This is a genomic window from Pseudoalteromonas sp. TAE79 (assembly GCF_000498015.1).
In the GTDB taxonomy this organism is placed as follows: Bacteria; Pseudomonadota; Gammaproteobacteria; order Enterobacterales; family Alteromonadaceae; genus Pseudoalteromonas.
In genome coordinates, this window is the sequence record NZ_AUTL01000228.1 from 1 (window position 1) to 15901 (window position 15901).

Below are 15901 nucleotides of genomic sequence, written 5' to 3' on the forward strand. Positions count from 1 at the left end.
CCACCGCAATGATAGTGGTAGCCACGTTAACGTTGAGCACGATGATTTCAAACGATGTGGTATTACCGTTAATGCTACGTCGTAAATTTAAACGCAACTTAATTACCACCAGTTATAAGTCTCGTATTTTACTGGTAAGGCGCTTTGCTATTGCGGGAATATTAATTTTGGCTTATTTCTATCAACAATGGTTTGGCCACAGCAGTGCACTGGCAAGTATGGGCTTGGTGGCTTTTTCACTTGTTACGCAATTACTGCCCTCTATTGTGGGTGGTTTATATTGGCGAAAAGGTCATGCTTATGGGGTTTATGCAGGTTTAGTGGCTGGNTTTCTAATGCTGCCAATACTCGATGCCGGCACAACCCTTGATAGCGAGCTACAACAAACACTTATCACGCGTGGAACCTTAATAGCTTTGTTTGCCAATATTGGTTGTTATATTAGTTTTTCACTAGGGGCTGAGGAGCGCTTAATTGATAAAATTCAGGCAGCTGCTTTTGTTAATCCTAAAGATCAGGCTATTTTATCAAGGCGCCTAAATAAAGACGTAAAAGCCACTGTTTACGACTTTAAAATACTCCTGCAAACCTTTTTAGGTATTCAGCGCAGCCAACAAGTATTGGCCCATTACGCACTCGCCCATCACTTAAGCGATAATAACGCACACCCAGAACCTGAATTTATAGCCTACTGCGAACGCGCTTTAACAGGCGTTCTGGGCGCATCGTCGGCTCAAGCATTAATACACACGGTATCGTCGGGTAAGCGCATGGCGTTTGAAGAAGTTGTAAACTTTTTTGACGAAACCACACAAGCGCTGCAATTTAATCAAAATCTGTTATTTACCTCACTCGAAAATTTAAGCCACGGTATTTCGGTTGTCGATAAAGATTTAAAGCTAGTAGCTTGGAATAAGCGCTACAGCGAAATGTTCGGCTACCCTGAAGGGTTTTTAGAAGTAGGCCAACCCATAGAAGATATTATTAGATACAACGCTAACCGGGGTGAATGTGGCCCTGGCGAAATAGAGCGCCAAGTAGAAAAACGTGTGCAGCATTTAAAATACGGCAGNCAGCTCGCATCACTTTATTCGCCACCGTCGTAATGGCCAAGTATACGAAATGATTGGGAATCCGCTGCCCGATGGCGGATTTGTTACCAGCTTTTCGGATATTACCAATCACATAAGTACGCAAAATGCGCTTGAAGAAGTAAACATGGATCTTGAAAACCGCATAGAAGCGCGAACTCAAGAAGTGCAAACCATTAATAGAGACTTACAAGCTCAAATAGATAGCCGTGTACAAACCGAGCAAGCACTTACTTTAGCCAAACGAGAAGCAGAGCAAGCCAACGACAGTAAAACGCGCTTTTTAGCACTGGCGAGCCACGATATTTTACAGCCGTTAAACGCAGCACGTTTATACCTTGCTGCCATTGACGAAAAGCAACTCGACAGCACTAACCAAAACAGCTTTGAAAAACTAGGCGACAGTCTCGATTCAACCGTGCATTTAATGTCGGCATTACTTGAAATAGCCAAGCTAGAACAAGGCGCTATGACCCCAACCCCTCGCCACTTTTATATCGAAGATATTTTAGCGCCACTGCAAAGTGAATACGCTATTTTATCAAGTGATAAAGGGCTTAAACTTAGTGTGCGTTCACACCAGCAAATTGTGCACAGCGATATAACCTATTTGCGCCGAATTATTCAAAACTTGGTATCTAATGCAGTAAAATACACCGATAACGGCCGTGTATTAATTGCCTGTAGAAACCGTAAACACAATTTACGAATAGAAGTATGGGATACAGGCCCAGGTATTAGCGAAGTTGAGCAAGCTAAAATATTTAACGACTTTTACCGTGTTGAGTCAGGCGATAACAAAGGCGTAGGCTTAGGCTTGGGTGTTGTAAAACGTATGGCTGACTTATTAAGTTTGCCGCTTGATGTTCATTCTGAGCCTAATAAAGGTAGCCGTTTTAGTATTGAAGTACCTTATGGCGATGAGCAGTTTGTGCAACAAAAAAGTACGACAAACAGCCTAATAGAAAACCGTGCAGCAATTAATATTGTTGCCGTGGATGACGACCCTGAAAACCTAGCCGCAATGGCAAGCTTACTTAAAAAGTGGCAAGCTAATTACACCCTATTTGATAACGTAGATAATGTACTGGCGCATGCTAAACAAAACCGCGCACCCGATGTTATTTTAATGGACTATCAATTAGGTAGTGATTGCGATGGCATAACGCTAATTAAAACTCTGCGGGAAATTTGGCAAAGCCAGGTACCCGCTATTTTAATTACCGCAGTGCGCGACACCGAGCTTAAACAAGAAACCAAAGCCGCTAATATTCATTATTTAAGTAAGCCAATTAAACCGGGCAAACTAAAAGCATTGCTTAATCACAGTACATAATAAGCTAGTAAAAAGTGATCTAGTTAAAAGTATTCTATTTAAAAGCTATCAAGTAATAGCGTAAAACAAAAAGCCCAGCATCTTCACTGGGCTTTGCTTTATAAAGTGTTCATAAAGTTAACCTGGATTTACTCGGCTTCTAAGCTTTTGGAACAACCAACTTAGCCCCACTAACGAAAGCCCTAAACCAATAAACGAAAGCGCTTTAAGCAACCCCTCCAAATTAGCCATATCAATTAAAAACACTTTAACAATAACTGCAGCTAGTAAGCCTAAGCCTACTTTTTGTATTAATAACTGGTTTTTTAAATGACCAAAAATAACAGTACCCGCACCCATTACTAACCAAATGACAGAGTAGCTATAAAGTTCGGCGTTACTTGCGCCTTTTGATAAGTAAATGTAAGGACCTTGCCAGTATTGGCGAATAAAGCTGTTTATTGCCAATAATATAAAGCCACCCGCAACGGCCAATATAAATGGCGTAGCTTTAGCATTTATTGGTTTTACNTAGCCACAATAGTAATAACCAGTTAAATATTGGCAGCTCACCTATGTAAAGTGATTCAAATAATGGGTTGTCGTCAAGCAGTGTTTTAATAGCAAAAAGCCCTGCTAACCCCGCAAGTGCAAAGCCCGCCACTTGGTATAACTTAGCTAAAGTACCGGCAAGTTTTGCTCTGTGTAAGTACACGCACCCTAATGCCAGCCAGTTACAGGTAAGGAGTATTTGTTCGTAAAAGTTAAGTGAATCAAATTGCGGATAATGCCCTACTAGCTGATAACTTGTTTCGGTGGTAATAAAAAGCGCTAAACAATGAAGCGCCGCACCTTCCAGCCATATTTTAAGTTTTGATGAATCAAAGCACTTAGCTGCGGCAAAAAATAACGCAATACATAACGGATAAACCACAATACTCCAATGCAAACCAAATACGGTTAGCGCATCGTAGCTTGGCGTCCAAGGTGAAAGCGTAAGGCGCAGTAATAACGCAGCAACTAAGGCTTTTATAGGCCAATGCGGCATAGGCACGCTATAGCGTTTAATTAGTACGCTTATAAGTAATACTTGTACAGCAAGTGCAATAGTTAAACCGCTGTCACTTAGTAGCATGGTAATTGCTAACGTAATATTGGCATTAGCGCCTACCCAATAAGTAAAACGCTGAAATAGCGTTGTATTATGCTGCGCGAGCTTTATTAAAATAGCCGCCACTACAAACAATACAACGGCCCAAAGTGGATATGCAGTACTTAACGCAGAATTAGGAATAAGCGTATATAAAGTAGCTATCATTACAAATGCACTAAATGCCCCCGTAATATGAAACGCTAAACGCTTAATCTGTTTTTTGCCGTAATAGAGCCCAAAAGCGGTAAGTAACAATCCGAGTAATAACCCCAAACCATACTCATTTTTGAATATAAAGAGTGCGTCATCAAATAGGTTTGGCGAAAGATGCGTGCGTTCAGCGCCTATCACGAATAGCGTTGAAATAACTAACGCTACGCCCTGCCAAATATCCCAGCGGCTATTTTTAAGTACTAAAAACAACACCAATACAATACTTAACACGCCAATTGTTTGCCACTGCATATTGAAGTGACTTATTAACATGGTAAATATTAAGGGCGCTATAAAAGCGAGTAATAATGCATGATCAGGAAGCACTTTAATTAAACGTTTAAAACTGTGCGGGCGGTGCTCAATAACACTCAATTTTAAGCCCAATCGCGGTATAGCAATTAACCCTATAATACTAAGTAAAGCAAACGTCCCCATTAACCAAACGGTATTAACTTTAAGTAGCGTAAAACCAACTAAATACCAGCCAATGTGCCCCGCCCATAATAAATACCACAACCAAGCTCGCTGTACTTTATGTGCAACTAACGCAGCCGACAAACTTACAAAGCCAACATACATAAATAATGCAAACAAGTTACCACTGCCAGTGCTAACCCATATTGGTACACTATAAGCGCCAATAATACCTAATACAGCCAATAATGGGCCCAACCTAAGCGCCATCGCACTTGCACTAATCGCAATAACTGCCAGTGCAAAAAATGCCACGGTAGGACTAAGCATATCGTAGCTACTGTAAGCCAAAAGCGTTAAAGCAAAACAGGTAATAAACCCGCCGCTTGCAAGCGCTGCGGGTATGTAATTATTAAAGCCTTCAAATACAATGCGTTTATGATGTAAATAAGCCGCGGCTGCAATTAAGCTAAGCCCAAATAAGCCACCTAAACTCAACCTCATTACTGGCGAGAGTAATCCCGCTTCTAGGCTGTATTTAGCTAAAAATATACCCCCAAACGCAAGCGCTATTGCGCCTATCCAGGTCATCCAGTTCTCTTCAAACCCTGCGCGTAGTTTATTAAAGAGTAATTCTATGGCTGATGCTTTAGCTGGTTTGGCTTTTTTAGGAGGTGCTGATGGCTGATTTATTACAGATGGTGACACGCTTTGGGGCGTTAAGCTTGACCGTGCTTTATAAGCGATTGGCTCAGACCTTGAAAGCGCTGCCTGAGCAGTAGATGCTTCGCTTTGAGGTTCACTTTGCGATATCGGTTTATGTGTTTGTAAGTGTGTTACTTTGGCCCTCAAAACAGCAACTTCTTGTTTTAATCCATTTAACTGCACTAGCGCTATTAAGCCGCAAATAGCACCGGCAACTACAACCAGTATTACTATAACGGCTAACCCAACTAAATCATCCATGGCACACTCTTATTAATTATTATGCCCTGAGTGTACCTAATTATTAATAAGTAGGTAAATTTTGTTCGATAAAAAAGCCTAAGCACTTAAAGTACTTAGGCTTTACGCTACTTAATATATTTAGGGTTATTCAACACTATCAGTGATAGTGCGCTCTAGGGTCATTTTATAACCTGAGCTTGTTGTTTCATCATGCTCTAAAATCAATATGTAATTACCCTCTTGTGTAAAGTCCATATCGCTTTGTTGAATAAGCACAATTTGCTGACCGTTGTCTTCATATACAGCATAAACAGTGTAAATTTCGTTATCTACAACTTGCTCTTCTTGATCGTATCTATCTAAACCATCAACTACGTTACTGGTGTCATCTACCGTTTCGCCGTTAAGTGTAAAGTACACATCAACATCTGAAACCGATTGTCCTGCGTAGCTTTCAATTAGGTTTACAACCGATACCGTATGGCTGTAACTACTTGGCGTTAGGTTTTCTTCAACGCTCATCATACGTAGACCGTTATCAACGTCGTTATAAAAAATCCCCACCGCACTTTGCTCACGCTCTAGCGTCATTAAAAAGTTATCGGCAAGCTTTGTGCCTTCTTCGTCGTACATCGCTACACTGTAACTATTAGGCGAAAGTTCAACATAGTCTGTATACGAATCACTAGCGACTGTATTTGTTGTATTTACAGTTGTGCCACGTGTAGCCGAAAAGCTAACTGGCGAGTAGTCATCAATCGTATTTATAAAACGTAATTGCCCCAACGCAGATTGGTGCTTAAGCTCAGTAACGTAATTATTATCGGTTACTACATCAAGCGTAATACCGCCTTCTTCTGTTGCATAACTTGGGCGGATCATTGCTACATAGCTTGCTTCGTCGTATAAATAAACAGATGACGACTCGTACACAACATCACTGCTGCCCGCTTGAGTTATATAAATAGTGTAATAACCTTCATCAATGCTTTGCAGGTCTAACTCACTTAAATATTGAGCCGATGAAAAAAGTGTCGCGCTTTCAAATACGCCATCATCAGTTGCTAAGTAAATATCGTAGTTAGTGTCTTCCCCTGCAATATTATAAAACCCTAAGTTAAACTCACCCGTATCGCTTGTGATAGGTACGCTAAGCTCTGTAAATGTAGGTTCATCGAAGTTGCCGCTCATTACTACTAACTGTGTTTTGTCACCTTTAATAGAAATTTCTTGGTCGCTAATTGTTATATAGCTGTCGTTAGCATCTAGGTATTCAAAACTTACATCATAAGTACCTGTACTGTAGTTATGGCGAGTAGTTACATCGGCAAAATCAGCGCCTGAACGCTCTGTTTCTTCAACAAACAAACGCGTGTATGGGCTATTGTAAGAGCCGTTATACAATTGGATGTAACCTGTAGAGCTTGAGCTATCATCAGAGCCACAGCCCGACAAAATAGTAATTAGACTTAAGGGTAATGCAGCTTTTAAAAGGGAGTTGGTCATTAAGGTTATTCCTTATTATTAATATCTCCATTATGACCCAAACATTCTATTTTAATTTCATGATTTACAAAGCATTACCCTCACTGACATTTCCTTACGAAAACGTTAAAAAGTGTAGTAAATGTGCAAACAATAAGGACGTGTTTTTATATAATTAAAAACGCTTACGGGGCAACTTCAAAACGATCTCGACCATTCTTTTTAGCTAAATATAAAGCTTGGTCAGCGCGTTTCATTACTTTATCTAAAGGCTCATTAGGCGTTTGCATTGCAACACCTATGCTTACTGTTAAGTGGCGAGAATTTTGAACATTTATGGTGTGCGCAATGGTAATTAATTGTTTTGAAAAATCACACGCTTGCATCATATTATTTGTAGGCAAGTAGCCGCCAAACTCTTCACCGCCAAGGCGAGCAAATTTGTTTTTATACGTAAAAGCATTGTCGTATTTAGTTGCTAGTTCTTTAAGCACTACATCACCTACATCATGACCAAATTCATCATTAATTGCTTTAAAGTGGTCTATATCGATAATTAAAATAACGAAAGGTGAGAGCTGAGCATCTTTAGCGTGCTGATAAAAATAACGTCTGTTATGCACCTTAGTTAAATCGTCAATAATTAGCTCACGTGCTAATCGGTTATTGATACTTTGTACAAAGCGCATCGTTTTAAATAAACCATAGGAAGTTAAAAGCATGCCGCTGGTTCTGCATAAGTCTTCAAAATAAATACTTACCCAGTAAGGCTGCACAACTAACTCATCTAGTACATCAGCAGTAGCTCCAATACTCCAAAGTAATAAACCTAAACTAGAAAAAATATATGCCTGCTTAGATAGTTCAGAACATTGGACCATCCAAAATAAAAATACAAGTACAATTAAATTAATAAAATCGGTAGTAAAACCGTAAACATTATTTTGAACTTGCAAGGGAGGGAAGTTAGTTAGGGAGTAGGCTGAAAAAATAGCAATATAGATCAATAAAGCTAAACTTAAAACTTTATTGATCAAAGGCATTTTATAAAAATTAGAAAGTTTAACGGTAAGTTTTACAGTTTCAATCATATTAATTGCTAGGTTTTTCAGTACTTCATTTAAAAACTATAGCACAATAATAAAAACCCTCGCGAAGATAAAACCCACAATAACCCCCAAATTTATACTTAAACTACGGTACTAAGTCCCCACAATCCCAACACTAAAATAGTAATGCCAATCATAGCCTTCGTTTTATGTTTGCTAATGATTCGCTCTGCTTCATTACCTGCATAATAAACAATAATGGCCAAGCCAAAGTAACGAATAGAACGCGCGATACCCGAAGCCAATAAAAATAGCCAAATAGAGTACTTAGTCGCGCCTGCTGCAAGCATCGCTATTTGAAACGGAATTGGCACAATGCCAAGCGTTATAACAAACCAAAAACCTTGGTCTTGCATTTGCTGCTTAACGTTTTCAAATTGCTCAGGGCTCGAAAACGTATTAATAATCCAATCACCAACCGCATCAAATAAATAATAACCCAACGCATAGCCAAACAATGCACCCACTATGCAACCTAAAGTCGCCATTAACGCGATAAGCCATAGCTTCTCTCTACGAGCTTGCATTAGCGGTACTAATACAGCCTCAAGTGGAATAGGCACTATGGTTGACTCTAAAAACGACGCCACTGTAATACCGCTAAGCATATGCTTAGAATCAATAAAATTACGTGTTTTTTCTTTTAGCTTTTTTTGAATGGCCATAGTAAATCCTTTTCACTTATAAATAAGAACAAGAGTATTCAATGAGCTAATAATTACATATTTAGGTTAATACACGCTGAAAACAGTGTACTAAATTTATCAGGTTCTAATACGTTAACAAATTAGTAATATCTATAATAATATTTTATTATGTGCCCATGTAGTTAGATTCCCTATCACAGTAGTTATTAATTTATGCAAAGTGCGCGTTTTATTCCCTTTAGAAAGCAAGATATTGTTGATATGTGTAGCGAAGAGCTCAATAACAGCACACAACAAACATCGTTTAAACAGTTTTGTGATTTACTAGCTAGCCTTATTCATTACGATTACCATACGGTACTTGAGTCACTTAAAAACAACTACGCCCCTTTTGATCCCAACAGTGACACGCGATCGTTAGCGCCAGTATCGGCAGAACAAAAAGCACAGTGCCAACGTGAGTTTGCTAAAGACTTTGCCAAGGTACTTAACGCCGCTAATTTTGAAGTAATCACCAATGAAGACTTACAAGACGCATTAAACGAAGAATCACTATTTAAGGTGCGCCTTGAAGTTGAATTTGACGACTTTGAAGAAGTGGTATTTTATCGCCGTGGCGAGTCGCAGCTCACTGAAACGATTACCAGCTTTTGGGGCTTGCGTAAAAAGCCGCTGCATTTTACTAATTACGATCGTGTTGCGGTGTTTATTCGCTTTAAAGATAGCGCTTATTTTGAAGCTAAAAACAAAACGCCACTGGGATTTGAGCCAAGCTCAACCATAGTAAAGTTGTTTCAAAATGTGCCTAAGGCCGATCTCGAAATGCTATTTCCTAATAGCGAAGTACGCATGCGCCCTATCGATAAGGTCATTATTGGATCGTCTGCTTTAGTTGGCGGTGCGGTGGTACTTATTACTAAATTGGGCGCATCAATCGTATTATTGCTTGCTCTGTTTGCTTTTTGGGGTGGTTTTAGAAGTGAAGCTGTAGAAATGACCCAACAACACTTTATTACCTTTGCTATCGGTATGGGCGTGTTTGGCAGCTTTATTTTTAAAGAATGGAGTAAGTTTAAAAACCGCAAAATAAAATTTATGAAAGCCCTAAGCGATAACCTCTACTTTAAAAACCTCGATAACAACGCGGGCGTATTTCACACGCTTATTGATGCCGCCGAAGAAGAAGACATAAAAGAAGCCTTGCTGGCGTATACCTTTTTACTAAAATCTGAAAGCGGATTAAGCGCACAAATGCTTGATGAGCAAATAGAGCATTGGTTTAAAAGCAAATACCAGTGCGTTCTTGATTTTGAAATTAGCGACGCGCTTGAAAAGCTGGTACGTATGCGTTTGGTAACGTGTAGTAACGAAATAGAAGGTAATGAAGTGTATAGCGCGCTGAGTTTAGAACACGCAAAAACCATTTTGGATGAGCGCTGGGATAATCTTTTTCAATATAATTAATGTAGTATTTTTACTAAATAATACTCAAAAAGAGCAGCTGTAAATACAGCTGCTCTTTTGATCAAGCTTTAAATAGCGAGTACTTAAGCTAACTCAGCTTTTGCTTTTTTAGTAAATTTAGAATGCACTAACTTATAAAGCGCAGGCAATATTAATAGTGTTAGTAGAGTTGATGAAATAATTCCGCCAACCACAACCGTTGCTAAAGGTTTTTGCACCTCAGAACCCGTCCCCGAATTAAGCGCCATAGGTATAAAGCCTAAACTTGCCACCAGCGCCGTCATCAGTACTGGGCGCAGGCGCTGTAATGCGCCGCTGTGAATTGCATCAAACAAACTTAAACCATCGCTTCGTAACTGCTTAATAAACGACAGCATAACCACGCCGTTTAATACCGCTACACCACTTAAGGCTATAAAGCCAACACCCGCTGAGATTGAAAGCGGCATATCGCGCAGCAATAACGCAAGTACACCACCCGTTAATGCCAGTGGCACACCACTAAATATAATTAATGAATCACGAAGCGATCCAAAGGCGCTATAAAGTAAGCCAAATATAAGCAGTAAAGTGACCGGCACAACTAATGATAACCGCTTACTTGCCGATTGTAGCTGCTCAAACGTGCCGCCATATTCAAGCCAATAGCCACTTGGTAAGTTAAGTGATTCATTCATGCTCGCTTGCGCATCACTTACAAAGCTTGCTAAATCGCGCCCCTCTACATTAGCGGTTACCACTACATTACGCTTACCACTTTCGCGGTTTATTTGGTTAGGGCCTTTTTCAATACTGATAGTTGCCACTTCGCCTAGCGGCACAAATGCAAGTTCTGGGTTACTATTTTGTGGCAAAGAAACAGGTAAACGGGCAAGTGCTGATACATCACTCGACCAACGTTTATCTAGACGCACCAATAACGAAAAACGTTTATCGCCTTCGTAAATTAGCCCTGTTTGCACCCCACCAACAGCGGCGGCAAGTGTTTGTTGAATATCGTTTACGCTTAAACCTAATAACGCCATGTGGTCGCGCATTGGCGTTACAGAAAGCGTTGGCAGCCCTTCCATTTGCTCTAAACGTACATCGGTAGCACCTGCAACATTACGCATTAAGCCTGTCGCTTTTTCGCCAAACTCTTTAAGTACACTTAAGTCGTCACCGTAAATACGCAGTGCTACATCGGCGCGTACACCTGCAATTAACTCGTTAAAGCGCATTTCTATTGGCTGTGTAAATTCGTAATTATTACCGGGCACATCATTAACACGAGTACGAATTTGTTTAACCAACTCTTCTTTAGTTAATTTAGGATTTGGCCATTGCTCTTGAGGTTTTAACATTAAAAAAGTATCGGCTACGCTTGGCGGCATAGGGTCACTTGCTACGTCAGCAGTACCAATTTTTGAAAACACGTTAGCGACTTCGGGTTGCTTTAAAATGGCTTGTTCAAGCTCTTTTTGCATTTGTACCGATTGCTCAATACCGGTGCCAGTAATGCGCAGCGCATGCATAGCAATATCGCCCTCATCTAGTTGCGGTAAAAATTCTGCGCCCATATTTTTAACTTTAAAACCAAGCACTAATACTAATACAGTGGCAATACCCACCATAAGCCACGGTAATTTAAGCGATATACCTAGTAATGGTTTATACACTTTTTTAACGCCGCGCATAACTGCGTTTTCGGTTTCACTCACCTTGCCACGTACGAATACCGCAATAGCGGCAGGTACAAAGGTAACGGCAAAAATAAGTGCGCCAACTAGTGCGGCTACAACGGTAAATGCCATTGGCTGAAACATTTTGCCCTCAACGCCGCTTAGTGCAAATAAAGGCAAGTAAACCAGCATAATAATTACAATACCAAATACAGCCGGTGTAAATACCTCTTTGGTGGCTGCAGTCACTACATTTAAACGCTCGTTTAAGGTAAGTAGCCTGCCATGTTTATGCTGAGCCACACCGAGTTGGCGCAGGCAGTTTTCGACTACAATTACAGCGCCATCAACAATTAAACCAAAGTCGATTGCACCTAGGCTCATTAAGTTACCCGATACGCGATTACCCACCATGCCTGTAATGGCAAACAACATACTTAGCGGAATTACCATTGCCGTAATAAGTGCGCCTGTTACATTCCCCAGTAGTAATAGCAAAATAACTATCACTAAAACGGCACCTTCAAACAGGTTGGTTTGCACCGTTGCTATGGTTTTATCTACAAGAGTAGTACGGTCGTAAACCGCTTCAACAATAACGCCTGCGGGTAAGCTCTTTTGTACATCAACTAACTTATCAGCCATGGCTTTTGCCACTACCCGGCTGTTTTCGCCAATTAGCATCATGGCACTGCCGAGCACGGTTTCTTCACCGTTATACGTAGCTGCGCCGGTTCTAAGCTCTTTCCCTAAATGCACGTTAGCCACATCTTTAATGCGTACAGGTGCATCATCGCGCTTAGCAATAACGGTATTGGCTATGTCTTCTACCGTTTTAAGTTGCCCTGGCGAGCGTACTAAATATTGCCCATCAAAGCGCTCAATATAGCCAGCACCTCGGTTACTGTTATTAACCTCAAGTGCACTAATCACATCGCTAATAGTAAGCTTATAGGCAATGAGTTTTTCGGGTACTGGCGCTACTTGATATTGACGCTCAAAACCACCTTGACTGTTTATTTCGGTTACGCCTTTTACTTTTAAAAGCTGCGGACGAATAACCCAATCTTGCAAAGTACGTAAGTCTTCGGCGTTGTAAGGCGTGCCATCGTCTTTTAACGCGTTAGGCGCGGCGTGCACACTATAAGTAAATATTTCGCCTAAACCACTGGCAATAGGACCCAAGTTTGGCTCTACGTTATTAGGCAGGTCGGAGCGAATACTTTGAATACGCTCACCAATTTGCTGACGCGCCCAATAAATATCTGTGCCTTCATTAAAAATTACTGTTACTTGCGACAATCCATAACGCGAAAGCGAGCGGGTGTAATCAAGCTTAGGTATGCCCGCCATGGCGGTTTCTACCAAATAGGTAATGCGTTGCTCTACCTCTAATGGCGTAAAGCCCTGTGCTTTGGTATTAATTTGTACTTGCACGTTAGTTATATCGGGTACTGCGTCTACCGCTAAGTTTTGAATGTTGTATACACCAAATCCAGCAAATAAAAATGTGAGCGCAAGCACCAGCATGCGGCGTTTAACCGCAAAAGAAACTATCCAATTAATCATGGTGCCTCCTAGTGAGCGTGGCTTGCGCCGCTTTTTAAAATATCGGCTTTAATTACATAACTATTGTCTGTTACGTATTCGCTACCGGGGCTTAAACCTGTAAGTACTTCTACCCATTCGCTATTTTTTGCACCTAAGGTAACGGGGCGCACTTCAAACATATTACTTTTGCGAACAAACACACTTGGCTTGCCGTTAAACTCTTGAATAGCTTGTGGTTTTACACGCACACTGGCATTTATTTTAGCCACACTTACATCGCTGTTTACGTGCATGCCTGGGCGCCAATGCCCGTCTGGGTTATTAAGCTCTATACGTGCTCGCGCTATGTGTCCACCGGTCATCATTGGTGCTATAAAAAACACTTTGCCTTGTGTGTTTAAATGGTGATGTAAGTCGTACACTTTAGCGCTTTGCCCTATGGCTAGCTTTTCAATGTTTTCAGGAAAAGCCGACAGCTCAACCCATACTTTATCAAGGTTAGCTACTTGCATAAGTGCGCTGGTGTTTGCAAGCTCACCACGCTTTAAATATTGCTCGGTTACAACGCCGCTAATTGAGCTTTTAATGGTGTAGTTTTGCAGTGTTTCGCGGTTAGTGATACTTACAAGCGCCTCGCCTTTTTTAACACTTTGCCCAATACTTACAAAAATATCGCTGATCAATCCTGTATATGGCGCCATTACTTCTACTGTGCCGTGCTGCGTTGGTGCAATAACGCCAAAAAGCGTATCGGTAATATCAACTTCACCACTTTGTGCAAGCTCGGTTTTAATGCCTGCGCGCTCAATAGCTCGCTCTGTTAGCGTGGTTCGTCCTTCGTGTTGCTCGTAGTCGTAGCTAATACTCTCGCCTTTATAATTAGCAGTAACGGCAAGTACAAATGAATGCGGTTCGTTAATTGATTGCGTACTTACGAGGTAGTCGCCCTCAGTTGTGAACTGTATATTTTGCGGGGCTTCAACTAATCGTTTTAAACTCATTGTTATATTTAAATCGTTTATATCAATTGGCTTACTTTGCTTGTAACCGTATATACGCAGCTCAACATTACCGGCAAACTCTTGTAATTTAAGCTCAAGGTTTAACTTAGGATCAGTTAATAAAAAACCACCGTGTGGACCTTGCTTTTGCTCTTGTTGCTCAGTTTCTCCATGCTCTGCTGATGCAAGTACACTGGTGCTTAACACGCTGCCAGCAAGTGAAAGTGATACTAATAATGCAATTATATTTTTATTCATGATTGGTAAGTCTCAATTAAAGATTGGCCAGTTAAACGCTCAAGGGTAAGTAGCACTTGGTACAGCTCTGCGTGGGTTGCAATGAGTGCACGTTTAGAGTCAAAGTGTGCTTGTTGGGCATCGAGCAGCTGCAACACCGAAATTTGCCCGCCTTTATAGCTGTTTAAGCTTTGCTCAATCAATGTTTGTGTCTGAGGAATTATTTGCTTATTTAATAACGTAGCTTGATTTGCTACCCCTTGATAATAAGCATACAGAGTACGTACTTGCTGGCGTAACTGAACTCGCAACTGCCCTTGCTGCTGGTTTAAAAGCGCAAGTTCACTTGCTGCTGCAGCAATATTACCGCTATTAGCATTACTGATTTGCAGTGGCATAGAAAACGAAAACAACAAAGAACTCGAATCACTTTGTTGGTTATAGCGCACACCACCACCAACATTTATATCACTTTGCCCATTGGCTTTTTGCAGCGCTAAGTTAGCCGTTTGCTGTATATATTGCTGCTGTAGTAAGGCAAATTCAGGTGCTAAATTTACCGCATCTAAAAGCGCTTGCTGTGATTTAAGTGGTGTGATGACGTTAATATTGCCCGCTAAAAGTGCACTACTTTGCTCATCAACCCAAAGTTCACTAAGTAATAAACGCGCGCGCTCAAACTCACTTGTTAGCTTTACCTGCTCAAGCTCTACTTGGCTAAGTGCATAACGCATACGACTTACATCGGCTTGCGATACAGCTCCAGCATTCGCTCTTTGCTCAATTGTTTTGAGCGCCTGTGTTACAACGCTTTTTCGCTCACCATTTAATGCCAATAAGGTTTGAAATTTAAGTGCGCTATAATAACGCTCTGCGGTAGTAGCTAATAACGCTAAACGAGTATTTTGATACTGTATAGCCTGCGCTTTAATATTTGCAGTAGCAAAACCTACTCGACTTTGGCGTTTATCGCCCAACTCAATAAGTTGGCTAAGCCCGAGCGTTATTTCAGCGCCTTTTACGCCACGCGCATCATTGGTGCCTAACACATTTTCAACTGCAACACTAAGCACAGGGTTTGGTGAAAGTGTGGCTTGAGATTTAAGTGCGCTCAATATTTTTTGATGATAAGGGTAGCGTTTTAATATCGGATTTTGTTGTTCGGTATTACTCAATGCTTGCTTAAGCGTGAGTATGTTTTCACTCGCACTAACTTTAGCCAGCGCATTAAATACCGGCAGCACGCAAAGTAGTGCCACCAGCATAATGGGTTTTTTATTCATATAGCTTGTCCGTTGTTTAACAAACAGGGTTAACTTACAAAATAATTTAAAATTAAAAAGCGTAATATAAATTTGTAAGCAACCTAAATATGCATATAACAAAGCCTAAATAGCGTCTAAACGCAGGCAGTAAAATGCACCATATTTTATTAAGGTAAATTAAAACTAGCTAAGATAAATTGGAGGGCGCGACATAGGTGGATAAATTAATCCACAATAGCGTACAGGTAACGCGGGGTTACTCTGCTCAGGGCTGATTGAATGATTTACTGTACTGTAATAGCCACTATGACAATGTTGGTGGGCATGAATTTCGGCAGAGGCTT

General features: G+C 40.7%; 7 protein-coding genes and 3 pseudogenes (1 of these 10 cut by a window edge). 2 read left to right on the forward strand and 8 right to left on the reverse strand.

Going from position 1 to position 15901, the window contains the following annotated elements; translation table 11 throughout:
- Window positions 1-2427 (forward strand): annotated as a pseudogene (locus tag L655_RS01000000125835) (PAS-domain containing protein); the annotation flags it as partial.
- 117 nt (window positions 2428-2544) lie between these two features.
- Here L655_RS01000000125835 and L655_RS01000000125840 read toward each other — a convergent pair.
- The 4 genes and pseudogenes from L655_RS01000000125840 to L655_RS0117760 all read right to left on the reverse strand — a co-directional run bounded on the left by L655_RS01000000125840 (window position 2545) and on the right by L655_RS0117760 (window position 8396).
- A pseudogene (locus L655_RS01000000125840) lies at window positions 2545-5155 on the reverse strand (DUF2339 domain-containing protein).
- Between the two features lie 126 nt (window positions 5156-5281).
- Entirely contained in the window at window positions 5282-6643 is a 1362-nt protein-coding gene (locus L655_RS0117750) for a hypothetical protein (RefSeq protein ID WP_024600652.1), read from the reverse strand.
- Between the two features lie 164 nt (window positions 6644-6807).
- The gene (locus L655_RS0117755; protein ID WP_024605788.1) at window positions 6808-7713 is read right to left on the reverse strand and encodes a GGDEF domain-containing protein; all 906 of its coding nucleotides are present in this window, start codon (window positions 7711-7713) and stop codon (window positions 6808-6810) included.
- A 98-nt stretch (window positions 7714-7811) separates the two neighbouring features.
- Entirely contained in the window at window positions 7812-8396 is a 585-nt protein-coding gene (locus tag L655_RS0117760) for a VTT domain-containing protein (protein WP_024600650.1), read from the reverse strand.
- A 195-nt stretch (window positions 8397-8591) separates the two neighbouring features.
- Between L655_RS0117760 and L655_RS0117765 the strand changes: the two genes are divergently transcribed.
- Complete coding sequence (locus tag L655_RS0117765; protein WP_024605789.1) at window positions 8592-9842, forward strand: TMEM143 family protein; 1251 nt, start codon at window positions 8592-8594, stop codon at window positions 9840-9842.
- 83 nt (window positions 9843-9925) lie between these two features.
- On the opposite strand, the gene L655_RS0117770 is transcribed toward L655_RS0117765, so the two are convergent.
- From L655_RS0117770 to L655_RS0117785, 4 genes and pseudogenes are all read right to left on the reverse strand, one after another.
- A complete protein-coding gene (locus tag L655_RS0117770) occupies window positions 9926-13072 on the reverse strand; it encodes a CusA/CzcA family heavy metal efflux RND transporter (protein ID WP_024605790.1) in 3147 nt (1048 codons plus the stop codon).
- Between the two features lie 8 nt (window positions 13073-13080).
- Window positions 13081-14313 carry an efflux RND transporter periplasmic adaptor subunit gene (locus L655_RS0117775; protein ID WP_024605791.1) on the reverse strand — a complete coding sequence of 411 codons (1233 nt, stop codon included), beginning with the start codon at window positions 14311-14313 and terminating at the stop codon, window positions 13081-13083.
- Complete coding sequence (locus tag L655_RS0117780; protein WP_024605792.1) at window positions 14310-15575, reverse strand: TolC family protein; 1266 nt, start codon at window positions 15573-15575, stop codon at window positions 14310-14312. Before L655_RS0117780 ends, L655_RS0117775 begins: the two co-directional genes overlap by 4 nt.
- A 165-nt stretch (window positions 15576-15740) precedes the next feature.
- Window positions 15741-15901, reverse strand: a pseudogene (locus L655_RS0117785) (hypothetical protein); it runs 157 nt beyond the window's last position.